Annotated in this window: 16 protein-coding genes and 1 pseudogene; 7 read left to right on the top strand and 10 right to left on the bottom strand. The window is 50.4% G+C overall.

Annotated features, from left to right (window positions below):
- Positions 1 to 881 precede the first annotated feature (881 nt).
- The 4 genes and pseudogenes from ACPV3A_RS03290 to ACPV3A_RS03275 all read right to left on the bottom strand — a co-directional run bounded on the left by ACPV3A_RS03290 (position 882) and on the right by ACPV3A_RS03275 (position 4,994).
- Positions 882 to 2,243 (bottom strand): dipeptidase, encoded by a 1,362-nt coding sequence (locus ACPV3A_RS03290; RefSeq protein WP_426198136.1) that lies wholly within the window; start codon positions 2,241 to 2,243, stop codon positions 882 to 884.
- Between the two features lie 136 nt (positions 2,244 to 2,379).
- Positions 2,380 to 2,553 (bottom strand): LysR substrate-binding domain-containing protein, encoded by a 174-nt coding sequence (locus ACPV3A_RS03285; protein WP_426198135.1) that lies wholly within the window; start codon positions 2,551 to 2,553, stop codon positions 2,380 to 2,382.
- A 576-nt stretch (positions 2,554 to 3,129) separates the two neighbouring features.
- Positions 3,130 to 3,661 (bottom strand): annotated as a pseudogene (locus ACPV3A_RS03280) (cupin domain-containing protein); the annotation flags it as partial.
- Positions 3,662 to 3,818: 157 nt separating this feature from the next.
- Entirely contained in the window at positions 3,819 to 4,994 is a 1,176-nt protein-coding gene (locus tag ACPV3A_RS03275) for an MFS transporter (protein WP_426198134.1), read from the bottom strand.
- Between the two features lie 201 nt (positions 4,995 to 5,195).
- Between ACPV3A_RS03275 and ACPV3A_RS03270 the strand changes: the two genes are divergently transcribed.
- The 5 genes from ACPV3A_RS03270 (at position 5,196) to ACPV3A_RS03250 (ending at position 11,757) form a co-directional block, all read left to right on the top strand.
- On the top strand, positions 5,196 to 5,540 hold the full coding sequence (locus tag ACPV3A_RS03270) for a winged helix-turn-helix transcriptional regulator (RefSeq protein ID WP_426198133.1): 345 nt from the start codon (positions 5,196 to 5,198) through the stop codon (positions 5,538 to 5,540).
- Positions 5,541 to 5,685: 145 nt separating this feature from the next.
- Positions 5,686 to 7,959, top strand: coding sequence for a helix-turn-helix domain-containing protein (locus ACPV3A_RS03265; RefSeq protein ID WP_339218981.1), 2,274 nt, complete (start codon positions 5,686 to 5,688; stop codon positions 7,957 to 7,959).
- A 330-nt stretch (positions 7,960 to 8,289) separates the two neighbouring features.
- Positions 8,290 to 9,906 (top strand): ABC transporter substrate-binding protein, encoded by a 1,617-nt coding sequence (locus tag ACPV3A_RS03260; protein ID WP_426198132.1) that lies wholly within the window; start codon positions 8,290 to 8,292, stop codon positions 9,904 to 9,906.
- A 10-nt stretch (positions 9,907 to 9,916) separates the two neighbouring features.
- Complete coding sequence (locus ACPV3A_RS03255; protein WP_426198131.1) at positions 9,917 to 10,828, top strand: ABC transporter permease; 912 nt, start codon at positions 9,917 to 9,919, stop codon at positions 10,826 to 10,828.
- A complete protein-coding gene (locus tag ACPV3A_RS03250) occupies positions 10,828 to 11,757 on the top strand; it encodes a carbohydrate ABC transporter permease (protein ID WP_426198130.1) in 930 nt (309 codons plus the stop codon). The genes ACPV3A_RS03255 and ACPV3A_RS03250 overlap by 1 nt, the downstream gene beginning before the upstream one ends.
- Before the next feature lie 195 nt (positions 11,758 to 11,952).
- Here the strand turns inward: ACPV3A_RS03250 and ACPV3A_RS03245 are convergent, their stop codons facing one another.
- Positions 11,953 to 12,309: a VOC family protein gene (locus tag ACPV3A_RS03245; protein ID WP_426198129.1), complete on the bottom strand. Its 357-nt coding sequence runs from the start codon at positions 12,307 to 12,309 to the stop codon at positions 11,953 to 11,955.
- Positions 12,310 to 12,501: 192 nt separating this feature from the next.
- Here ACPV3A_RS03245 and ACPV3A_RS03240 point away from each other — a divergent pair, with 192 nt between their 5' ends.
- Positions 12,502 to 13,017, top strand: coding sequence for a TetR/AcrR family transcriptional regulator (locus ACPV3A_RS03240; protein ID WP_426198128.1), 516 nt, complete (start codon positions 12,502 to 12,504; stop codon positions 13,015 to 13,017).
- Between the two features lie 55 nt (positions 13,018 to 13,072).
- Here the strand turns inward: ACPV3A_RS03240 and ACPV3A_RS03235 are convergent, their stop codons facing one another.
- Positions 13,073 to 13,960 carry a LysR family transcriptional regulator gene (locus tag ACPV3A_RS03235; RefSeq protein WP_426198127.1) on the bottom strand — a complete coding sequence of 296 codons (888 nt, stop codon included), beginning with the start codon at positions 13,958 to 13,960 and terminating at the stop codon, positions 13,073 to 13,075.
- Between the two features lie 130 nt (positions 13,961 to 14,090).
- Here ACPV3A_RS03235 and ACPV3A_RS03230 point away from each other — a divergent pair, with 130 nt between their 5' ends.
- Positions 14,091 to 14,771, top strand: coding sequence for an O-methyltransferase (locus ACPV3A_RS03230; protein WP_426198126.1), 681 nt, complete (start codon positions 14,091 to 14,093; stop codon positions 14,769 to 14,771).
- A 163-nt stretch (positions 14,772 to 14,934) separates the two neighbouring features.
- Here the strand turns inward: ACPV3A_RS03230 and ACPV3A_RS03225 are convergent, their stop codons facing one another.
- The 4 genes from ACPV3A_RS03225 to ACPV3A_RS03210 all read right to left on the bottom strand — a co-directional run bounded on the left by ACPV3A_RS03225 (position 14,935) and on the right by ACPV3A_RS03210 (position 23,333).
- Positions 14,935 to 18,069, bottom strand: coding sequence for an ATP-binding protein (locus ACPV3A_RS03225; protein ID WP_426198125.1), 3,135 nt, complete (start codon positions 18,067 to 18,069; stop codon positions 14,935 to 14,937).
- 266 nt (positions 18,070 to 18,335) lie between these two features.
- Positions 18,336 to 21,503, bottom strand: a complete 3,168-nt coding sequence (locus ACPV3A_RS03220; RefSeq protein ID WP_426198124.1) for an MMPL family transporter — start codon at positions 21,501 to 21,503, stop codon at positions 18,336 to 18,338.
- Entirely contained in the window at positions 21,500 to 21,952 is a 453-nt protein-coding gene (locus ACPV3A_RS03215) for a MarR family winged helix-turn-helix transcriptional regulator (protein ID WP_071223214.1), read from the bottom strand. Before ACPV3A_RS03215 ends, ACPV3A_RS03220 begins: the two co-directional genes overlap by 4 nt.
- A gap of 187 nt (positions 21,953 to 22,139) precedes the next feature.
- Positions 22,140 to 23,333, bottom strand: coding sequence for an oxalate decarboxylase family bicupin (locus tag ACPV3A_RS03210; RefSeq protein ID WP_426198123.1), 1,194 nt, complete (start codon positions 23,331 to 23,333; stop codon positions 22,140 to 22,142).
- Positions 23,334 to 23,437 lie beyond the last annotated feature (104 nt).

Genomic DNA, 23,437 nt, shown 5'->3' with positions numbered 1-23,437 from the left:
TGGATTAGCTTGTTTGGTGATGGCAGCTGCAAGTTGTGTGATGGAATTCACTTGTTTGGGATAGCAGCTCAAGTTGGTGATAGAAGAGTAAATTGGTAATTGGATCTGCATGTTTTCGTGATCGTAGCCGCTGTTAGTGATAGAAGCCGACTGTAGGGATGGATCCGTATGTTTTGGTGATAGAAGCCGACTGTTAGGGATGGATTAGCATGTTTGGTGATGGTAGTTGCAAGTTGTGTGATGGAATTCACTTGTTTGGGATAGCAGTTCGTGTTGGTGATAGAAGCAGTAATTGGTAATTGGATCTGCATGTTTTCGTGATTGTAGCCGCTGTTGGTGATAGTCGCCGACTGTTAGGGATGGCTTAGCTTGTTTGGTGATGGCAGCTGCAAGTTGTGTGATGGAATTCACTTGTTTGGGATAGCAGTTCGTGTTGGTGATAGAAGCAGTAAATTGGTAATTGGATCTGCATGTTTTCGTGATCGTAGCCGCTGTTGGTGATAGTCGCCGACTGTTAGGGATGGATTAGCTTGTTTGGTGATGGTAGCTGCAAGTTGTGTGATGGATCACTTGTTTGGGATAGCAGCTCGTGTTGGTGATAAAAGCAGTAAATTGGTATTTGGATCCGCATGTTTTGGTGATAGTAACCGTCTGTTGGTGATAGCAGCCACTTGCTCCGGCATCCCAACAGTATTGTAAGACATCCCGTGGTCGATTTCTTCGGTAAAACGAAGCTGCAGGCCGATTCGGCGGTATACAGATGACATAAGGGCTTTTCATAAAGCAAAAGAACGCGTGTTGGCAGGGATTCGGTTATCCCGCCATACGCGTTCTTTTTTTAAGATTGTTATGTTACTCTTCGGACTGTTGGCGTCAAAAGTTTACACGAGCTTCAAATACTCAACGATCGTCAGCAAGCCTTTATCGAAATTTTCCAAATTAAAATGCTCGTTCGGGGCATGCAGATTCTCGTCCGGCAAGCCAAAGCCCATCATGACGGCAGGAGCGTTCAGCGTGCTGGACAGCTTCTCCACGATCGGGATGGACCCGCCATCCTTCGTAAAGAGGGCACGCGTGCCGTAGACATGCTCGAACGCGTCTGCGGCTTTTTGCAGCATTGGATGGGACGGATCGATGTTGAAAGCGAATGCTTTTTCCTTCGGTTTAAACGTAATCTTCGAACCGACTGGAGTGTGGGCATGCAAGTGGGCTTCAATTGCGTCAAGTACCGCTTGCGGATCTTGGTCTGCTACCAGACGGCACGTAATTTTGGCATGGGCTTCCTTCGGAATGACCGTCTTGCTGCCTTCACCCTGGAATCCGCCGTATACGCCGTTCAGCTCAAGGGTCGGACGCGCTCCCACGCGTTCAACGAAGGAGAAGCCTTCCTCACCATACAGGGAATCGAGGCCGAGATCCTGCTTCAGCTTATCCTCGTCGAATTCCTGCTTGGCAAATTCCTCGCGCATTTCCGGGGACAACTCCAGCACCCCGTCATAGAAGCCTTTTACGGCGACACGGCCCTGCTCGTCATGAAGCGAAGAGAGTAAGGACACCATCGAATGCAGGGCGTTCGGTACGCCGCCGCCATATGTACCGGAATGAAGGTCGGTATTGGCCGTTTCCAGAGACAACTCCAGGGAGCACAATCCGCGAAGGCCTGTGGAGATGGCCGGTTTGCCAGGTGCGAGCAGGGACGTATCCGAGATCACGATCGCGTCCGCAGCCAGCTTGTCCTTGTTGTTGTCAAGATAGAGCGGGAGGTTCGGGCTGGACACCTCTTCTTCGCCTTCAATGCAGAACTTGATGTTGACCGGAAGCTCCTTCTCCTGCTTCAAAATAGCTTCGACGGCTTTGACATGCAGGAAGAGCTGGCCTTTGTCGTCCGTTGCTCCGCGTGCATACAATTTGCCGTTACGGATAGCCGGCTCGAAGGGCGGGGTTTCCCACAGATGAAGCGGGTCTACGGGCTGTACGTCATAGTGACCGTAGATGAGAACGGTCGGTTTGCCTTCGGCATGCAGATAGTCTGCCGTAATAATAGGATGTCCTGCTGTTTGATGCACTTCCACATGCTCAAGGCCTGCTTCGGTCAGCTTGCCTGCGAGCCACTCGGCAGCCTTTGCCACATCGTCTTTGTGCTCGGACAGGGCCGAAATGCTCGGAATGGACAACCATTCCTTCAGCTCATTCAGATGGGTTTCGCGGTGTTCAGCGAAATACGCTTTATAATCAACGCTCATGAATATAGATCCTCCTTCGATTTACATTGGCATTCGAAAAGATGCCGTATCTTACTATTCTAACCGTTTTTCGGAGAATACGAAATATTAGCGCCTGATTAAATCGGAAGCTTGTTTGGAATCCCATCCGCCGCTGTCATACATAATTATTGTCCAAAAGGTTTCTCCAGAACATCCGCAGCGCCGGACTGATCAGCTTATTGCGGTGGCGATCGGCATAAATCCGGCGCTCGGGCAGCCAGGACGGAATTGGTCGTGCTTGAAGTTTCCCCTCTGCCAGTTCTTCTTGTATGGCCGCTTCAGCGATCATGCCATACCCCAGCCGGAAGCTAGAAATAAGGGAGGATCCGGTCTTCCTAAATAATATATTTCCATATAAAAAAAGAAATACGCAGCATCACTGGCCTAATAGCGATGCTGCGTATTCCTTTCGAAGTTCTATAATCCCAGAGGGTTACTCAGAATTGATCCCAGCCGTTTCCAATTAACTGGCGCTGCAAAAATGGCAGCTGACGCTGCTGTTGAATGAACTGCTGACGCTGCTGTTCTTGTAATTGCTGATGCTGTTGTTCTTGTAATTGCTGACGCTGTTGTTCTTGTAATTGCTGTTGCGAACGGAATTGCTCTTGTAATTGAGGTGGTGTTAGCGGCGGTTCAGCAGCATATGCTCCATGCTGGGGTTGATCTTGGGCTTGAAATTGCTGCTGGAACAGCTGTTGCTGTTGTTGCTGCTGAAATTGCAGCTGCTGTTGCTGGAATTGCTGTTGCTGCTGCTGAAGAAGCTCATAGTCCCGATTACCAGAGGTTTCTTGATGGTAATAGTGCTGATTATGATGCGACGCAGGCTGTTGATGCTTCATCTGCCCTTGCACTTGCCCCTGCTGCGGGCAGTTTTTGGGCGGACCGATGACAACCGTATCGGTAATCGGTGCCAGGGTGTCTTTGACTTTGTCTTCATCCAGGCAGTACGTGTGCGCGAACACGCTGGCTGGCGTCAATCGCAAGAGATCGGAGCCTGCAATGAATTCAGGCACCGGTGCGTCAAAGACCGCGATCAGGTGCGTGTTGTCAACCGTCGCCATTTCATAATGCCACCAGCCCTGGGGTACGAGGGCTACTTGACCGGGCGTTACCTTGAAGTTCAGCAGCTCCTTCGTGAACGGATTCACCATGGAGACGATGGCTGCGCCGGTAATGACATACACCAGCTCGGATGCATTCTGGTGGATATGCGGCTCCACCACATTGCCTGTGCTGAGGTGAATATCCAGCAGGGAGGCGTTTCCGAGCGTGTTCAATTCTTTTACGGAGAGAGAATAGATGAAATTCTGATTGTCTTTCTTGAATGTTTGATTGTTTCTCAGATCATAAGTATAGCGAACAGATGGAGAGGTGAAATCCATATAAGAGACTGCCACTGTGATTCCTGCCCTTCATAATGTAATAGGCGTTTGACCCATAAAATACGGTATTCCCATAGGCAAGCATACGTGAGCCCATTTTTGGAACCAGCAGCATGCAAGCCACCCTTGTGAGGGTGGCTTGGGCAAATTTCATATGATGGAGCAGGCGAGGTCAGGCCGATTTCGGGATGGTAACCGGCGACTTCCGTCCGGCCGAGAAGCTGACCAGTCCTGCGGCCAGGCCAAGCGCGAGCACGAATCCACCGAGCCATGGATGATATTGAAGCGTGGATGTCGTATTGACCATGAAGCCTCCTGCGCCCGCGCCTGCGGCTAACCCGAGATGGACAATGGAGGTGTTTAAGCTGAGGATCAGATTAGAAGAGCCTGGTGCTTGCTGGATAAAATAACTCTGAACGGCCGGACCCGCCGCAAACATGGACAGCACCATGATTCCCATCAGCACAAGTCCTATGAACGATTTACCGGCGAGCAGCGGAAGAAGCGAGAATACCGCGATATGAATGAGCGTGCTGAGCGTAATCACTTTCGCAGGGCCAAACCGGTCGACCCCATATCCGCCGAGCCTCGAGCCGATCGCTCCAAAAAGTCCAAAGCCAAGCATTATGATACTGATTCCTGATGGCGCGATATGGAAAATATCCTGGATAAATGGCGTAACATACGTAAACAGTACCGAGTTGCCGGATTCCCGGAAGAACGTAAGCAGCAGCGCGCTCACGATTACGACACTCCCCAGCACTTTGAATTGCTGGTAAAAGGGAACAGGAGCGTCCCCTTCAACATCCGGCAGGAGTCTGATCAGGACAAAGGCGACCAGCAGACTGAGCAGAGCCAGCAGCAGAAAGATCGATTGCCAGTTCAGCAGATTCGTGATCCATATACTGATCGGAACGCCCAGCACCATGGCGCTGCTAAAACCCAGCACGATGGTACCGATGGCACGGCCTAACTTATCCGGGGGTACCAGCTTGGCTGCTGTACCCATTGCGGCTACCAGATACACCCCTGAGCTTACCCCCAGGATGACGCGGGAGCCCATGAGCATCCAGACTTCGGTGCTGAAATAGGAAACGAGACTGCCGGCAATGAACAGCAGAAGAGAGCCGAGCAGCACTTTTTTACGGTTGAACCGAGCGGTGAGCGACACCAGAAACGGTGTTCCGATCGCAAAAGCAAGCGAATACGCGGTAATCAGCTGGCCCGCAAAGGCCAAAGAAATATGAAGATCGTCTGCGATCGCATACAGAATACCCGAGACGACCAGTTCCGAGGTGGCAGTAAGAAAAACCCCAAGCGCCAATAAATATATCGTAAATCGATTCATATCCAATTCATCCCTTCGTTAGAAGATCAATACCCTCTGCGATCATGGCTAGCACATGCCGCAAGGCGGGTTGGTATAACTTGAAATCTCTTTGTGTTTGTATTATAAGTAAGACGCATATATTATGTAAGAAGGCAAAGTATTTGGATATTATCCAATCATTTTGACTAACTTACGATTAGTTAGCGATGGGGTGAGATCGTGGAATCTGATAGAGAAGAGCTGCAGGAAACGCCGGCTTTCAATCATATCTGCTCAGTGCTGCAAATTCTCGGAGCCAAATGGGCGTTTCTAGTCATTGCGCAATTAGCCCAAGGACCGAAACGGTTTAATCAGCTTCACCGGGATGCAGCCATCATCAAGACGCAGTCCTTAACGGATGTGCTGCGGCATTTGGAAGGCAGCGGGATCGTAAGACGCGAGGTATTTCCTACCGTTCCGGTCTCCGTGGAATATTCATTGACCGACAAGGGATTGGACTTCCTGGATTCTTTGAAGGAGATGGAGAAGTGGGCCGAAAAATGGGGAGTGGAACAATCCTCATGACTGCTGCAACAACTATAGTACACATATCAAAAACTCATTTCCGAAAGTGTATAACAGGAAATGAGTTTTCTTTTTTTTGAAAATTACGTATTCTTATAGATAACATTTTCAGATTTGGTTCGAAGGATAGGGAGGTGGTCACCGCTTGCGAATCCATAAGGTTAACCTGCTGACAAAATTGTTGATTTCCTATTTGCTTGTGCTGATGTTTCCCGTGATCGTCATCCTGTGCTATTACTATCCTTATTCGGCAGAAGTGGTGAAAGAGAAGGAAATGGACTGGAATGCGCATATTACGGAGCAGTTCATGACATCGATGGATACGTTTACAAGATATGTGTACAATTTACCGTTTGAGCTGGTGCAGAACCGGGAATTCAAGATGTATAAGGCGGAGGAAAGCGACTACCAGCGGGTGCTTATTGCCAATGAGATGAAAAAATACAATGCAACCGATGCGTTTATTTACAACACCTTGCTGTATGTGAAGAACATCGGTTATTTGTTTTCCAAAACTGGAAGCGCATACAGCCTGGACGACCTATCCATTCCGGGTGTTGGTTACTATTATGAAAACTGGGCCCACGAAGATATGATCCAGACTCTGAATGATCTTCATTCTCCTGTCGTGAGGCCTGTGGAGAATGTGGTCGTGCCCGGCAATAACCGGGTCAGAATGCTGACCTTCGTGCAGCCGCTGCCGGTAGGGGGCTCGAATTCCCCCGGGGCCGTTATGATCATGGTTAGGGAGGATACGATTGTCCGGATGATGAAATCCGTTTCGGAAACCTACAGCGGCGATTTTTTTGTGCTAGACGGCCAGGGAAGGCGATTGGTATCCTCCAATGATACGTCTTACCAATCTTCCGATGATTTCAAGAAGCTTGTGCATCGTTTAGGGGAAGAGTCAGTTTCCTCTTCGGGTATTCATACCATCAGCGGATCGGACTATCTGGTATCGTCCTCGGTATCGGATAAGAATGGCTGGAAATATGTGAGTTTGCTGCCGGTATCTAAGTCCCTGCAGGGCATTCGGACGATTCAGCTGAATACGGCTATCCTGGTCGGGCTGATTCTGCTGCTTGAAGTGTTCATCATCTATGTATCCATCCGGAAGAACTACCAGCCGATTCGCCGTCTGGTTGATCTCGCCGTACATGTGTTTGAACCACTGGAGCGAAAACCGATGAACGAGATTGATACGATTAAGTATACGTTGGAGGAGCTTTCGCAGGCTAACAGCAAGCTGGACGAGCATGTGAGGGGATCGTTGCCGATTATGCGGGACAACCTGCTGTTTGAGCTGGTGAGTGGGCATATTCCTGACTGGGAGAACTTTGAACAGGAAGCCCGCAGGGTCGGCATCCGGTTTCATCATGATAACTACACGGTTGCCGTGTTGTGCTGCGAAGCGGATGGAGCAGGGCTGGACAAGATATTGGCTTGCTGCCGGGATTACGAGGGACTGCTGCCTGATGATGCCCAAGGTTACTTCTTCAAGAGCATCTATCAGCAGGAATTGATTCTGGTGTGCTCCCATACAGCCGATTTCCCTATCAAATCTTGCGTAGAGCGGCTTCAGGATGAAATATTGGAGCGTACGGGCCAACAGACGGCGATTGGCATCGGCAAGTCTAGCGCTGCCCAATCGCCGGTGGACCTCCATCTCTCCTACCTGCAGGCGCTCCGCACAGCGGAGTTTCTGCGCATCCGGAAGATCGGGACCGTGCTGACCTTTGATAACCTCGAGATCCCCCAAACCGGAGCCGTGTCCTATTTTGCCGAAATCCTGCAATCCCTCGAACTTGCGATCCTTAAGAACGATGCGGCCATGCTGGCCTCTTTGGCGGAGCGAATGATCGGTTATTTAAGCAGTGACAGCCTGCCGCCGCATATGATACGGAGCGTGTATCTCAATACGGTTACCGTCATCTTCAACGGCCTCCAACGGTTCCGTCATGACGACCAGAGCCTGCTTCGGCTCACCGAGGCGGCATTTAACCACCGTTATACGCTGGAGCAGATGATCGGGATTATCAGGGAGAGTTATGCCAAGCTATGCGAGATGATCAGCGAAACGCTCCCCGTGTCCCGTACGGCAACGCAGGAGGAGATTCTGTCCCTCATAGCGGAGAAAGGAATGGATCCAAACTGCTCGCTGCAGATGATGGCCGATTATTTTGATATGTCGGTCTCCAACTTCAGTCATCACTTCAAGAAAACGATGGGGCAAAATTTCAAAGAGTATATCGATCAGCTTCGCATCCAGAAATCCATTCAGCTTTTACGGGATAGCGAGGAGACCCTTGAATCCATTTCCCAACAGGTCGGATACACCAACACCTCGAGTTTTATCCGTTCCTTCAAAAAGATGGTGGGTACGACACCCGGACAATATCGAAATACACATAAAGCATAAACGAAGACCGCTGATGCTGGATAAGGCAGCTTACAGCGGTCTTTTGACGAACCTTTTGGTTATAAGCTTCTTGTGCGGGCGCTTTCGTGAAGCTGAGCAGCTTCATTTTTTGAACGTATACAATATTTGAATTCCCTGTAGCGATCCGGATTGGTTGCGCTTTCATTCATTTTATTATAAGCGCTTTCAAAAAATGAAGATGCTTAAAAAATTGTCCGTTTACGGGGCTCTTCCCCTCCGTTTAGAGTGAAATGTGTCCCAAGGCAAGGCCAATATATGGCCGCATACCCTCATGGACCAGACCAACAAACGAAACCAGGAGGTAATGGAATGAAGAAAAGGGTAAACGTTTTCATCTCGCTCGTCGCCATCACAGCCATGTTGTTAACAGGATGCAGCGGGTCCGGAGGTGACACGAACGAGTCAGCCGAAACACCCGGGGATCAAACAGGCAAAAAAGTAAAGCTCACCGCCATCATTACCAAGCATCCGCTCACGAAGCCGCTGGCTGAAATGGAATGGCTGCAAAAGGTTGAGGAGACGGCGGGCGTGGACATCGAATGGCAGGAGATTACCGCGGATTGGGGACAGAAGAAAGGGACGATGCTGGCCAGCGGCGATATTCCGGATCTGTTCATCGGGCCGAACGTCATTACGGATGCGGACTTTGCGCAATTCCAGGGTTTATTCCAGGATCTGTCCGGCATGCTGGATCAGGCGCCCAACGTACAGAACATGTTTAATGAAAAGCCGGATACGAAAGTGATTGCCACGCAGTCGGACGGCAAAATCTACGGTCTCCCGAAATATCAGCGGTTCTGGCCCGCTACCGCCAGCAGGCAGTTCATTAACCAGCAGTGGCTTGATCAACTTGGCCTGAGCATGCCGACCACATGGGATGAGCTGTATGAAGTCCTGGTGGCCTTCAAAGAGAAGGATGCTAACGGCAATGGCGATCCGAATGACGAGATTCCGATGGATTGGCCGGGAGGCATCGGCGGATATTTTAACCCGGCGGTGCTTCTGGGCAGCATGGGCATTACGCTGACGGACGGCAGCGGACAGGGCTATTTTGTGGAAGACGGTCAAGTGAAGAACTTCCTGACGGATGAACGGTACAAAACGATGGTCACCTTTCTGAATAAATTGTACAAGGCGGGTCTGATTAACCCGGAAGTGTTCACACATGATTATACGAAATTTCAATCCATCTCCCGCGGGGAAGGGGATACGGCCAAGGTCGGCTTTACCTGGGGATGGGTGGCGTCCGACCGGTTCGGCGAGCAGCTGGCACCGCAGTATGCTTCCATGCCACCGATGAAGGTGTCGGCAGATTATGCAGGGAAGCTGTCATGGAGCTACGATCATTACTCCCTGAATTATGGTACCAACCAGATCGTCATGTCCGCCAAGACCAAGAACAAGGAAGCGGCCATGAAATTCATCAACGAGCTTTATGCGCCCGAGGTGGGCATGCAGGTGCTGTTCGGATCCCTCGGACCGAATATTAAAGATAACGGAGACGGTACATATGCCGTTCTGCCTCCAGCCGATGCCAAGATGGATCCGGGCACATGGAAATGGACCTCGACGATGGCGGACCACGGCGCATTTTATATCCCCGATACCTTAGAGCTTACGCTTGGCACCGATATGCAGGAGGTGCTGGGTCAATCGGAGCCGCTGGAGGCGGCCTTGGACGTGGATCCCGATAAAGACGTGTTCCCCGGCATGTTCATCAAGTATTCCACCATGGACAATAACGGCATGAGCCTGAACAACACGAATGTGATGAATCTGGCGGAATCCAGCTTTGCCAAATGGGTGACCAAGGGCGGCGTGGAAGCCGAATGGGACGCGTACATCAAGGAAAGCGAGAAAGCAGGCCTGAAGCAGAATCTAGAGATTATGCAAAAATATTACGACGAGTACATGAATCAAAACTAGGAGGGAGGATATGGAATCCCGTAAAAGACAGAACACCTTCAGACGAGACTACCAGCTGTGGATTATGATTTTTCCGGCTATTATCGTCATCCTGTTGTTTAACTATATCCCGATGTACGGCATCCAGCTTGCTTTTCGGGACTACGATTTCAGCAAAGGCTTGACCGGCGGCGAGTGGCGAGGGCTTGCTTACTTTCAGCAATTCATCGACAGTTACCTGTTCACGGATTTGATGCGGAACACGTTTCTGATCAGTCTGGCCACGATCGTGCTTGGCTTTCCGGCTCCGATCATATTGGCCCTCATCCTTAACCAGATCCGCAGAAAAAGAATGAAGCAGCTGATGCAGACTACCGTATACCTGCCCCATTTCATATCCATTATCGTGCTGGTCGGCATGCTAAATGTGCTGCTATCCTCCGAAACCGGAGTTGTCGGTCACTTCATGAAGGCGGTGGGGCTGGGACATATCAATCTGTTGGCATCCACCTCGACTTTTATTCCGGTGTATGTGCTCTCCGACATATGGCAGCACTGCGGCTGGAACAGCATTATCTATCTTGCAGCCTTGTCCACCGTGGATCCCCAGCTGTATGATGCCGCCAAAATCGATGGGGCCAGCCGATGGCAGACGATCCGGTATGTAGATATTCCCGCCCTCATTCCGACCATCATCATCCTGTTTATCCTCAGCATGGGGAATATCCTCGGGACCGGCTTCGAGAAAATATTTCTGATGCAGAATTCGCTGAACCTTCCCGTCTCGGAGGTCATTGCCACCTACGTCTATAAAATCGGGATCATCTCCAATCAATTCAGCTTGGCTTCGGCCATCGGTCTGTTTAACACGCTCATCAATTTCGTATTCTTGTATGCGATGAACACGATCTCGAAGAAAATGTCGGAAACGAGCCTATTCTAATGATCGGGGAAGGAGAAACGGTTGTGGAACATGAACATACGAGAACGCGTTTAAACGGCAAGGAGTTAGCGTTTAAGATCACATTAGGTTTTCTGTGCAGTATAATTTTTCTGCTGATCGCCTATCCGCTGTACTTTATCATCATTGCATCGTTCAGCGACTCAACGCTCGTATCGACGGGGAAGGTCCTGTTTATCCCCAAAAATATCAGTTTTTTCGGTTACCAGGAGATTTTCAAAGATATGCGGATTTGGACCGGATATCGGAATACGCTGTTTTATACGGTGTTCGGCACCTTGGTTAACATGCTGTTCACGCTTCCGGCAGCTTATGTGCTATCCAGAAAGGAATTCCGCGCCAGACGGCTCATTATGTTTATTTTCGTGATCACGATGTTTTTCAACGGCGGGCTGATTCCCACCTATTTGTTGATGAAGGGGCTTAGTCTGACGAACACCATCTGGGTGTTTATTCTCCCCTTCTCCGTGAATGTGTTTTATTTGATCATTGCCCGGACCTTTTTTGAGAACTCGCTGCCGCAGGAGCTGCATGAGGCGGCTGTCATGGACGGCTGCTCCCATTTTACCTTTTTCTTTAAAGTGGCCTTGCCGCTGTCCAAAGCGTTGGTATCCGTCATCGGACTCTATTATTTGGTGGGGCACTGGAATGACTTCTTCACCGCGCTGATCTATATCCGGGACACGAAGCTCCAGCCGCTGCAAATCGTTCTGCGGGATATTCTGCTGTCAAACCAGGTGTTCTCGAGCGGTGCCGGAACAGGAGGGGATGCAGGGGGGTATGCGCAGCGTTATGCCGACCAGATCAAGTACGGGGTCATTATTGTATCGACGCTTCCGATTCTGCTCATTTATCCGTTTATGCAAAAATATTTCGAGAAAGGCGTCATGATCGGCTCCATTAAAGGTTAACACGTTCGGTAAATTTACTAATCAAGCTTGGGAGGAGTAGACAAAGAATAGGGACAGTCCCGAAAGATCCCAGGATCTGGCGGGACGTCCCTATTTGTATGTTCTTGTTGTTACTGCAGTATATGAAGCCGATGGATATTGGCGTTTGCCGCCGTCACTCCCTAGAGGGCAGGGGGGCCAGCGGCGCAAATGGGATCAGGATTCATGGAGGCTTTCATCCGTGAAGTAGATTCCGTTGCCGGAATCATCCTTGGCACTCAACCAGAGGCCGTCCGGTGTTTCACCCGGTTCGCCGATAAATTGCAGCTTGCCGGGATTGTTCTCGTATATTTCCCGAACAGATGGCACGAGAAAAACAGGTCCGGCTGCATCCGGGCCTCCTTCCGAGACTTGTTCAACCATCAATTCAACGTCGGTACCGGGAAGCTTGAAGGCGACCGTGTAATCTCCTTCGCGCCATGATTCTTCCAAACCGAGCGTGTCGCGATAGAGGCTCTTGCCTGTCTTGATATCTTTGACCGGAACAAAATAAAAAATAACGTGTCCTTCCATGGTCTCACCTCGAACTAAAGTATAGTTTCGTGATGTAGGATAATTGGGTTATATTTAACATAACTGAGTTATGTTGTATAATCAAGCTGTTTTTTTAGAAATGGCTATTCACCGCTATCAAGATTATATCTCTTAAAGAGTTGCTATGTTAGAATTTAGATATCTTTACATGAACGTTTCGGAGGGAGTTACATGAGTCATATACCAATACCGGGTACCACGCAGCACAAACTCATACAGGCAGGATTGAAGCGTTTTGCCGAGATGGGATACCACAAAGCGGAAGTTGACGACATTGCTGCCGATGCCGGAGTGACCGTGGGAGCTCYTTATCATCATTACAAATCCAAAAAGAAATTTTACGGCTTGCTTCGGGATGACGTAACACTTCGAATATTGGATCGCATGGAAGCTGTTGCCGATGCAGCCCCTCCCGATCAGCGCCTGAAATCGGCTCTATTGACCGCTTACGACAGCATGATTCGCCTTAAAACGGGGCGATTGCTGTCTGAGCCCGATCCCCGTAAAGGAGACAATCCCGTTGCCCGTTATCTCGGTCAACTGGCCGCAGCATCAGGAGAAGAGGCTGGCGAAGAATTGGGCATCATTCTGGCGGAGGCATTGCGTGCCGCGTTTGCGCAAGTCGTGGAACATGACGGCAGTGAGGCTGCCATGAGGTCGGTACTAAACAGATTGTTAACGTCATGAATGGAATGTTTTGGTTATCATTCACATTAATATGGTAATGAAATGTAACGGTTACTTATGACTGATTCCGGATCATATCCACGAAGTTCATGGCGGCAGCAGATAACGGTTCATGCTTGCGGGTGCAGACTGCTATGATATTTTGAAGCTCGATTCCATCGACATAGACCCGGCTTAGTTCGCCGCGCTCCACATACTCTCGTACAACGAGTGAGGACACAAAGTTTGCACCGTATCCGGCAATGACGGCCATAATCGCTTCGTGCAGACCGTTGAATTGCAGCATAATCCGCGGGGAAGGTGCGCTATGGGTACGGCATAAGGCAAATAAACGTTCTCGCGTTGAACTGCCTTCCTCCCGCATAACAAAAGGCTCTCTCATCATCTCTTCCAAGGAGATACGCTGATTGGCATAGCGGTGATCGGGGGATACGACAAACCATAACTCATCCCGGAACAGCTCCTCGATCTGTATCGTATTCGGAGATTCCTCTGGCAGACCGCCGTATATCGCAAGGTCGACATTCATATGTAACAGCTGCTTAAGTGCATCGCTTGAATTCGTGGTGGTTATGCTCATTTCTACTTCTTCGTACCGCTGCTTGTATTTCGCAAGCCAGGCCGGCAGAAGAAAATGGGAAGGAAGATAGGTAGCCGCCATGCGGATCTGTCCCCTCGAACCGCTGCGGTAATCCAGGCAGAATTGTTCAATCTGCTGCTCGACGGAGAAGAGTCTTTTGGCAAGCGGAACGAGCTCGGCTCCGGCTGCCGTCAATCCGATGCCCCTGCCCTGCGGCTTGAACAGAGTAAGGGAGAGTTCCTTCTCGAATTTTTTAATCTGGGCTGTTATGGCGGGTTGGCTTATATTCAACAATTCAGCAGCACGGGTAACACTGCCCGTTGTGGCGATAACGTGAAAGAGCCGTAATGCGTGTAAATTCATGAGTGCCGCACTCCTATTCATTCATATATTTAAGTTATATAAGTCCTTTAAATATATATTATATCTATAACAATAAATCACATACAATGATTTTGTAAGATCCATATGGAGAATAAGGGAGGAAGCGGGCATGAAAAAGAAGGATGATACAGCTGCGACTTGGGATAAAGTAGACGACTACATCACAGAACATTTGATTCCTTATGATGAGGTTTTGGAGAGGGTCTTAGCTGCAAATCGGGAGGCCGGATTGCCGGAGATTGATGTATCCAAGGCTCAAGGGAAGCTGCTGAACCTCATCGTTCAGATCAAGGGTGCGAAACGAATTTTGGAGATTGGTACGCTGGGAGGTTACAGTACGATCTGGATGGCTAGAGCGCTTGGGGATGGGGGGCGGCTGATTTCACTGGAGCTCGATCCGCATCATGCCGAGATTGCCACATCCAATATTGCGTTGGCCGGACTGGAGGATAGGGTGGAAATCCGGGTAGGCGATGCTGTGCTGCAGCTAGAGCAGCTGGCCAAGGAGAAGGTGGAGCCGTTCGATCTGATCTTCATTGACGCCGATAAACCCAACAATCCGAATTATTTGAAGTGGGCGTTACAGTTCTCACGGCCGGGTACGATCATTATTAGCGATAATGTGATCCGGAATGGAGAAGTGATCGATCATCACAGCACAGACCCTCGGGTGCACGGTATCCGCAAATTCATGGATATGCTGTCCGCCCACTCCGCGATTTCCGGCACGGCGATTCAAACGGTGGGAAGTAAGGGGTATGACGGGTTTTATATCGGAGTTGTATCGTAAGCTGCTAGACTGGAGCATCGTTCCATTTACGGCGATCTGTATCGGGTTAATGGCAGAAGGAATAAGAACACGCAGCAATCGGATCCGTCTGTATTTGAAAAAAAGGAGGGTGTCCCAAGATCTTAGATCTGGCGGGATACCCTCCTATTACGGTTAAGAAACGCTATTGCTCCGAATCGGGAATGACAAAAGATACGCTTGTCCCTTCACGGACCTCGCTTTGAATGGAAAGACCGCTCCCATACGTCTGAATCAATCTGCGATTCGTATTGTACAGGCCAATTCCTCTCTTGTCCTCTCGCGGAGCATCCAGCAACCCCTGTACCTTTTCTCTGCTCATTCCCATGCCGTTATCCTTGACCTGAATCAGCGTGGAAAGCTCCTGACGTTCAATACGAATGTGTACGGTTCCGCCCTTAGCGATTTGCATAATACCGTGCTGTACGGCATTCTCAACCAGAGGCTGAATCGTTAATGGAGGGAGCAGGAGGTGAATGTCCTGATCCACGTTCCATACGACATGGAGCCTGTTGCCATGTCGCTCCTTCTCAACGTACAAATATGCGCGTACAAGTTCGAGTTCTTCCGATAGTGAGACAAATTTGCCGGAGTTTTGATATTGAAAACTGATTTGCAGGTATGAACTAAAGGCCTCGTTAAGTTTTCGCATTCTTTCCACATCAATTTCACTCAATGCGTGGATTGAATTCAAGGTGTTGAACAAAAAATGCGGGTGGATTTGAGCTTGCAGATAGGCAGCTTCCATACGCAGACGCTCGTTCACGGACTGCTTTAACGTAATCAATGACTGGATACGGTATTTAAGCTCCATCGGATCCACTGGTTTCGTGACATAATCGTTGGCACCCGCTCGAAACCCCGCATACATGTCGGAGGGCTCGCTTCGCGCCGTCAACAGAAGCACAGGGAGTTCGGAAGGGGAATAACGTTCTCTTATCTTCCGTGTCAGCTCGTAACCAGAAATCTGCGGCATCATCACGTCTGCAATTACTAAATCCCATGGTTTCGTTCCGAGCAATTCCAGCGCTTCCCCGGCCGATGTTGCTAATTGCAGGTGGTAAGGTTCCGTCATCAATATATTTGCAAGCACTCTCAAATTCACAAAATTATCGTCAACGGCTAAAATGTTCATCTGCTCTTCCACTAACGGGACTTCTGCGGTTAGAAGCGGCTGGTCATTCAGGTCGTTCCGGCTTGCCGCCATCTCTTCATAGGCCTCAAGCCGAACGGCCGATAGGTTCGGGGCCATCTCTACGTCAGTCGAATCCGCCAAAGGAAGCGTGAATGTAAACGTCGAGCCCTTTCCGATTTCGGAGTGAACCGTCATCCAGCCGCCATGAAGCTCCACCAATTCTCTGCTGATGCTAAGGCCCAAACCTATGCCGTTGGTGTCGCCGTATCCGGGATCGCCTTGTTCGTATGGCAGAAATACCCGCTGCTGTGTTTCCTGATCCATTCCCGTTCCCGTATCCGTTATCTTGATGAACATTTGCCCGTTCTTGGCGTTGGCTGTTACGGCAATGAATCCTTCCTCGGTATGTTTGATGGCATTATGTAATAAGTTCATAAGGATTTGCACCAGCCTCTTTTCATCAGCCATAACGAGAGGGAGGGCTTCGGATGTGTCTATATCCATTTTCAACTGCACGGCTTTTCCTTCGAGCAGATACTTCAGAATATCGATAACGCCATTTACGATAGAGGGAAGGGATAGCGGCTCGGCATGCAGTACGATTCGCTTTTCCCTCAGCCTTACGGCGTCCAGTAGATCATTCAGCAAATGCGACATCTGGCGTCCAACCTTAACAAGGAGCTTCATATCCTCCGAGCTTCGATTGTCCATATTATGCTGTTCCCTGTCTGAGACGCTCTGGGCGATATTCATGATCCCGTGCAGCGGCGTTCGCAGCTCATGTGACGTCTGGGCCAGGAACCGGTCTTTCATTTTGTCCGCTTTCTGCAATTCGCGGTTGAGCTTGCTGATTTTATCGACGTTGCGGAAATAACGCTTAAACCAATAGGCAGAGAAACCGATGATGGCCGCGATGACATCAACGGGGTAATACACTTTTGGAAGTTCCTGATATTTAATGAGTGCTCCCCAAATAACACTGGAGAAAACGCCGCTGGCTGCCAAGAGCAGAAAGATCGCGTCATCCCGGCTTGCAGCCACCATTCTCCCGAACATATAGATCGAGATGATGATTGGCAATATATAAAAAATGGCAAAAACTTTATACTCCACAGTCCAAAAAACAAGCGAAGCAGGCGCGATTGCAATAAATCCGGAATATAGAAGCAGGGAAACGCAATATGCGGTAAACCATCGGCTGCGGGTCTTTATGGTGAAACTTCTGGTCATCTTCAATATGAAAAAAGATAGCCAGGAATAAGACAATATGGAGATTTTAAGATCCCAATCGTAATTGATGGACAGCCATTTCAGCAGTAAATCGTCATCTGACACTCCAATCGTCACAGATGCGGTGAGAAGCAGCAGAAAAAAATCAAGAAGCGTCCATTCCCGCGGATTGAATAAGAACAGGATGCAGGAATACAGACTGTGAAGGATGAGCACAACGAATGTAATGAGCTGAAGATCGATGGAAAGTCCGCGTTCACCATGGATGGCTTGGCTGGATCCCAGCTTGATGGAATTTACAATTCCGCCTTGGCGCGGATGCTCATGGTTGGCCACGCGTATAATCAAATCGATGTCTTGCGTGTGTTTGGCGGGAGCGTAATCGACAACGAAGGGACTTCGAGCCGGTGAATAGTTGTCTTTGCCGTCCTCTCCGGTGTTGCCCATCTCTCCCATCTTAAGGCCGTTTATCTCGACACTCGCCGAAGCCTGGATCTGCTGGATCCAGAACGAAAGGGGAGCGGTTAAGGATGGATCGACCAGAATACGAAGCCGATAGGTTCCGGTACCATAGGCAGATCCGGATTCCTCCGTTTGGCTCCCCCGCCAATTTCCCGGTACCTGCACATAGCGATGCTGCGGATTGGTTTGCTCCAGTTCTTGTTTTGTGGCAAGCATGTCAGGATAGAACTTCCATTCTCCATCCAATGTAATGGATTTGGAATGAGTGAGGTCCCAGCTGCGTAAGTCGAGCACCCCTTGGGAAGCTTTCGGATGGTGGGGAGGAACGAAGGCCTCGATCCAATACCACCGAAGGCTGAGGAGCACGGACAGAAAAACAGCAACGGCCAATATATACTGTAGAATCTTTTTAGTTTGAATGCGATAGGTATGGTTTGCAGATCGTGTTGGCACTGTTCACGTTCCCTTTTAGTTTTGGTATGGTTTGAAATCCGAGAATTCTTCTTCTTAATATACGAGAAAATGTGACGATCGTATAGCTATTCTCCAACAAAAAGCATTCGTTCGGTTCTTTGGTAGTAGTCCCAAGTACTCACGGTTAAGGTTTCCGTTCACTTTTATTGAAATGGCATAGAAAATAACCGCCTTTTTACCTGTCATGAATCAGGAAAAAGACGGTTATGGTGATCATTGTTAGATTGGGGTCACCCTTGTAATGGCTACATTCCTACGTCATGTCCGGAAGGGCTCTTTGCATCCTGCTCCTTCGGGGTGAACGGCCACCAGTTAGCCCGGCCGAAGATACGGACCATCACCGGTACGAAGAATGGAAGGAACAGGAGTGCGTATAGCACAAGTCCAACCAGGACAACCGTTGCGATCTGCATCATGGACAGTACGCCGGACGGATACATCGCCGCAAAGGTACCGCCAAGAATGACTACTGCGGACAGGATCACAGTACCCATGTTGCGCATGGCATGCAGAATGGCATCCTGAACATTCCAGGACTTGTTCTCGTTGAAACGCGCCATTAGGAAGATGCTGTAATCCACCCCAAGCGCAATCAGCATGACAAAGCTGAAGAACGGCGTGGCCCAGGTAATGCCGGAATACCCGAAGCCGTGAACGAATATCATCTCCGTAACGCCGACAGCGGTAAAGTATGTGATGACCAGTGAAACAATCAGATAGATCGGCATCACGATGGAGCGCAGCAGCACGACCAGGATAATGAAGATTCCGCTCAGCATGAGAATCACGGTTCGCGTGTAGTCTTCATTCGATATGTTCTGCAAATCGTTGTTCGTGCTGGTAATGCCGCTGATGGCAACCTCGGCATTCTCCAATTTCGTATCTTTTACTGCGCGATCTACAGCGGATTGAATCTGTTCGACGCTGCCCAGCGCCTCTTCGCTGTACGGATTGGTTGCCAGAACCACATCCAGCGTCATTACTTTGCGGTCATCGCTGAGATAGGTATCGAATACCGTCTGGAACTCTTCATTCTCAAGGGCTTCCTGCGGAATGAAGAACCCGCTGAGCTCTTCATCCTGAACGTCCTGGATCTGCTGCAGATAATCCTGTGCGGAATGCAGTCCGTCCGAAATTTGCTTCAATCCGTCCGCGCTGGCGTTCAGGCCTTCCGTTAGTTCTCCGATCTGGCCGGTTAGATCGCCAAAGCCGTCGGCAAGCTGCTTCTGGCCGTCTTGCAGCTGGTCCAGACCGCCTGTAATGGAAGGGATTTGGCTCACGATCTGTCCTTGCCCGTTAGCTGCCTGCGAAAGGCCGGATTGAAGCTCGGCGATACCGGTCACAAGCTGCTGAAGACCGTTGGCAAGCGCCGTTTGCCCGGCGGCTGCCTTGGCGTAGCCGGCGTTGGCTTCCGTTAAGCCGGCTGACGCGCCTTTAAGCTGCTCGGAGATTTGTCCTAACCCTGCTGCCAGCTCGGCTGTGCCTGCGGCTGTTTGCGTAACGGTACCTTTGATGGTTTGATAGTCGGCATCCTGAATGAGTTCCGGGTGGTTGCTCTCCAGTCCCGTGAAGGAGCCTTCAAGTCCACTCAGTGCAGCCGCAACGCCGCCCAGCTGTTCTTGAAGTCCGGCAACGCCGCCTTCAAGAGCTGCTAATCCGGTATCAAGCTGTTTATAACCTTGGAGTAGCTGGGCATGAGCTGCAGCTAACTCTTTCGCGCTTTTCGCAGCCTGGGCAAGCCCTGCTTTGAGTTCGCCTGCGCCTGCGCTGCCGCTCTGGATTCCTTTTTGGATAGCGCTGAGGCCTTGGCCAAGCTCCGTGATGCCGTCCTTGAGGTCGGCGGTTCCCTTGGTCAGCTCCTTGGCTCCCGCTGCGGCTTCATTCAGCTTCGGCGTATTCTCGCTGAGCTGCTTGCCTGCTTCGGATAGTCCATTCTGAATCTGGGTCAGTCCGTCTTTGGACTCTCCCAATCCTTCATTTAACGTTTTCACTTGAGTCGGAATGAGGAAATCGTTGATTTGCTCGCCGGTTGGCCGGGAGAGCCCGCGTACGCTGGACACGCCATCAACCTTTTCTACTTCCCGGCTGATTTTTTCAGCGAGTCCCATGTATTCCGCCGTATCCATGCGGTCATCGTTCTTGATCACGATGGTGGATGGCAGCGATTGTCCGGGGCCGAAGCTGTCGGAAATAATGTTAAAGCCCTTGACCGAAGCGTAACTTGGCCCGATTTCCTCCAGGCTGTTAAACGACAGCTTGCCGCTGTATGTAGCCAGGAAAGGGGCAACGATAACGGCTACGACCAGCAATGCAGCCCAAGGACGCTTAAGTGAGAAGGAACCTGCCGCCCCCCAAAGCTTGTTTTCGCTATGCTCCAGCTTGCCGCGTGACGGCCAGAAAAGCTTCTTGCCCAGCACCGCCATGAAGAATGGAACGACGGTAACCAATGCCAGGAGCATAACGGCGATGCCGATTGCAACCGCAACCGCGGATTTGTACAGAATGAATTTGGATAACCCGATGGCTGCAAAGCCGACAAATACGGCAAGCCCGGAATAGATCACGGTGCCGCCTGCTTTTCGGTAAGTCTCGATGATCGCCGTCTTGGTATCCTCCGACGTAGTGAGTTCTTCCTTAAACCGGCTGATCAGCAGGATACAGTAGTCGGTCCCGATCCCGAACATGACGGCTACCATAAAGATCTGAGTGAAGGTCGATATCGGGAAGTTGAAATGGTCCACAAGAAAAGAAACGACCGACTGCGACACGATATAACTGAGCCCTACGGTCAACAACGGGACGAACGGTGCCACGAAGGAACGGAATACAACGAACAGAATGAGGAGAATAAAGACAACTGTAATGTATTCCGTTTTCTTCAGGCCTTCCTCGGAGCTGACGATGGTGTCTTCATTAATGAGGCCTTCGCTTGTCAGGTAATGATCGGCTTGAACGCCTTCCAGCACCTGAATAACCTTCTGTGGCAGCTCTTTAACGGCTTCCTGGCCGCCGCTGACCTGAAGCGCGACCATGATGGTCTTGCCGTCTTTGGCGATGAGTGTGTCTTCCAGCTCCGTCTGCGTGAACGGTTCATTGATGGAATCGATATGGAGGCTTTGTTTATTATCGTTTAAAGCTTGAACACCCTCCCGGATGCTCTCCTTATCCGATTCGCTTAACCCATCGGGTTTATTGAAGACGAGAGCTACCTGATGCAGGGTTTCCCCACCCTCGCCGCCGGAGGCCTCCTTGAGAATTTCCGCCGCGCGCGAAGAGGTATAACCGTCCGGTACGGATAATTGCCCTTTCTCCCGCACCAGATCCGACATGGACGGCGCGAACAAAAACAGCACAACTGCGGCAGCTAGCCACAGAACGATAATGGCCCATCTTGCTTTCAGTATGGCTTTCAATTCTTTCTCCCCCCTGATTCAAACATCAATTGCCCCAGTTTCTCGAACATCGAGATAAACATTTCGATATCTTTTTCTTCAAAATGCTGCAGGTAAGGGGAGACGATCTCCCTCATCTGCTCCTGGGCAGATTCAAAAATCGTATGTCCGTATTCCGTCAATGTCAGATACACCAGCCTGCGATCTGCTTCGTCCCGGGTTCTGTCGATAATGCCGGCATCCACGAGACGGTTGACGATAGCCGTAACCGAGCTTTTGCCAACCGCGAGAGCTTCCGCCAGATAGGATGAAGTACAGTGATCCGTGCCGTTGATCAAGCGTACCACTTGAAACTGGTCACTGGTCAGATCCTCGCCGAGCTGCTCTCGAATCTGGGCGTTGATCCGCCTCGATACAAGCAGATAGACATCGACATACCGGTCGATCCACTGCTTTGCCTTGTCGTTCAATGATAGTTCTCCTCTCAAATAGTTCACGTATGAAATAGTTTCATTAATGAACTATATGGCAGAAGGAAAGAAAAGTCAATATCCGCATGACGGCACATAACAGACCGCCTTGGAATAAAATCCTCTGGGCAGGTCTGTATGACGTTAATTCTACAGATCAATGTCCTCGACGCGGGGAGGCTGGAACTTACCTCGGGTAATACGAATATCCCGGGTATTTCACGACGGGCCACTTTTCTTTGCGCAAAGCATCGGTGACTTGGTTTCCGACTTTCAGGTTATCCTGGACCAGATCCCGAGGGGTCAAGGCCATCCACTGATTCAAGGAGATATCCTCGAACCGGTCGCTTCTGAACATCTCCAGAAACCACAGGGTTTCCGTACCCGTGTTCTGTATGTAGTGGCCGAAGGCAAATGGGACATAACCGACATCGCCGGCTCTGTAATCGAAGGTCCGTGCCGCTCCATTGCCGGCGAATACGGTCATTCGTCCTTGTCCGGTCAAGTAATACTGCCACTCGTCCTGATTCGGATGCCAGTGAAGCTCCCGCATGGCGCCCGGTTTGATCTCGACAAGCGCGGCCGCTACGGTTTTGGAGATCGGAAAATTGCTGGAATCCACGATTCTTACGCTTCCACCGGGAGTTATGATCGGTTCTTGCGCCAGCAGCCGATGCTTGAAACTCAGCGGCACCTTCCCGTAAAGAGACTGGACCTCTTGGCTTTCGAGCGAACCTGGCACCTGATCCTGAAAAATATAAACCTGTTCCTTCGGGATATGGCTAAACGCGTTCTCCGGAACGCCGAAGTTGGCGGACAGCACATCCTTTGGCGTGTGGGCAAACCAGTCGGAGATCGATAGGGTACTCAGGTCTGAGAAGTGGCCGTCATCGAAAACCAGCAGGAATTCGCAGCCTTCCTCGAGTCCCTGGATCGAGTGGGGGAGACCGGCCGGAAAATACCACAGATCGCCAGGCCCCACATCCGCGATGAAATTTCTGCCGCTTGCATCCATGGCCGTAATTCTGGCGCTGCCCCAGATCATATAGGCCCACTCCGCCTGCTGATGCCAATGAAGCTCCCGGACGCCGCCGGGCGTAAGGCTCATATTCACGCCAGCCAGCGTGGTTGCAATCGGGAGGTCCCGTACCGTAATTTCCCGGGACCAGCCGCCATGATTTAGCTGCATATGCGTGTCGGAGAACGACATTTTCAGATTGGGCATCAAGCCCGCATCTGTGGCCGGGGGCACAAGCATGTCGGGATTCTCGCTATCCCTCATCACATCCCGCGGGCCATAGTCCGGCCCGCCTGCTCCGTCGCTGCGTATCGGCTGGGGTACGCGGTTGTCATTTCCTCTGTTCCGGTTCTGATCCTCCATGAATCGATATCTCCCTCTCTAGGTTTTTTGCGTAACATATCCCGGTTAAACGGCTATCCATAATGGTTATGAGCCATCGCTTGGCTAATATGTTGAGGAATGTG

The sequence above is a fragment of the Paenibacillus sp. Dod16 genome (assembly GCF_049893405.1).
Taxonomy (GTDB): Bacteria; Bacillota; Bacilli; order Paenibacillales; family Paenibacillaceae; genus Paenibacillus_AQ.
This window is presented reverse-complemented; position numbering and strand designations above follow the sequence as displayed.